Origin of the sequence: Bradyrhizobium archetypum (assembly GCF_013114835.1) — a bacterium.
Classification (GTDB): Bacteria; Pseudomonadota; Alphaproteobacteria; order Rhizobiales; family Xanthobacteraceae; genus Bradyrhizobium; species Bradyrhizobium archetypum.
Genome location: NZ_JAAVLW010000029.1, coordinates 1 through 1,264, shown reverse-complemented (window position 1 = coordinate 1,264; position 1,264 = coordinate 1). Strand labels below are relative to the sequence as shown.

General features: G+C 64.0%; 1 protein-coding gene and 1 pseudogene. Both read left to right on the top strand.

Features of this window, described 5'->3' with window-relative positions:
* Positions 1 to 895, top strand: a pseudogene (locus HCN50_RS32970) (IS5 family transposase); the annotation flags it as partial.
* Entirely contained in the window at positions 895 to 1,239 is a 345-nt protein-coding gene (locus HCN50_RS32965; protein ID WP_171714012.1) for a hypothetical protein, read from the top strand. The pseudogene HCN50_RS32970 and the gene HCN50_RS32965, both read left to right, overlap by 1 nt.
* Positions 1,240 to 1,264 lie beyond the last annotated feature (25 nt).

The window sequence follows — 1,264 nt, the reverse complement described above, 5'->3', positions numbered from 1 at the left end:
GCGATGCTGTTGCAGGCCTTTTATTCGATCCGCTCGGAGCGGCTTCTGATGGAGCGGCTGGAATATGACCTGCTGTTCCGCTGGTTCGTCGGAATCGGCGTCGACGACGCGGCCTGGGACCATTCGGTGTTCTCGAAGAACCGCGACCGGCTGCTGGATGGCGACATCGCGACAAAGTTCCTGGCGGCAGTGCTGGCGCAGTCCAAGGTGAAGAAGCTTCTGTCGAGCGATCACTTCTCGGTCGATGGCACGCTGATCGAGGCCTGGGCCTCGATGAAGAGCGTGAAGCCGAAGGACGGCTCTGGCGAGCCGCCGGCGCAAGGCGGCGGGCGCCGAAGCGGACTTCCACGGCCAGAAACGCTCGAACGACACCCCTGCTTCGACCACCGATCAGGACGCCAGGCTCTACCGCAAGGGCAAAGGCAAGGAGACGAAGCTGTGCTTCATCGGGCACGGGCTGATGGAGAACCGCCACGGCCTGCTGGTCGACGCCTGCCTGACGCTGGCCGACGGGCATGCCGAGCGGGTGGCCGCGCTGCACATGATCGAGCCGCGTGCCGACCGGCCGACAGCGATCACGCTTGGCGCCGACAAAGCCTACGACGCAGAAGACTTCGTCAACGAGCTGCGCTCGATGAACGTGACGCCGCATGTTGCGCAGAACACCAACGGCCGTAGCTCTGCGATCGACGGGCGAACGACCCGGCACGGCGGCTATGCCGTCAGCCAGCGCATCCGCAAGCGCATCGAGGAGGCATTCGGCTGGATCAAGACGGTCGCCGGGCAAGAGAAGACCAGCTTCCGTGGCCGTGATCGCGTCGGATGGGCTTTTACCTTCGCTGCCGCCGCCTACAATCTGGTGCGGCCTCCGAAGCTGATAGCGGAGGCCGGCTGATGGCCAAGGTGCCCGGCTTCGCCAAGGCCTTTGCCGGCCGCTGGCGCATTGTCGAAATGGACAACTGGGACAGCGACTTCCTCGATCTCGTCGAAGAGGCGCATCTCACCTTCGTGGGCAAGTCCGACGGTGAAATTGCCTTCGGTGCGCTGAAGGGCTTTCTCGACGTCCGCTACGCCACGCGAGACGGTTCGGCCTGCGCGGAGTTCTCATCGGAAGGGCACGACGAGAATGACCCCACCTGCGGCCGCGGATGGGCTATGATTGGCACCGCGGGCAGGCTCGTCGGCCACTTCTATATACACAATGGTGACGATTCAGCCTTCGTTTGCGAACGCGGCTGACTTCTTCAACAGCCTGCTAGGGGGC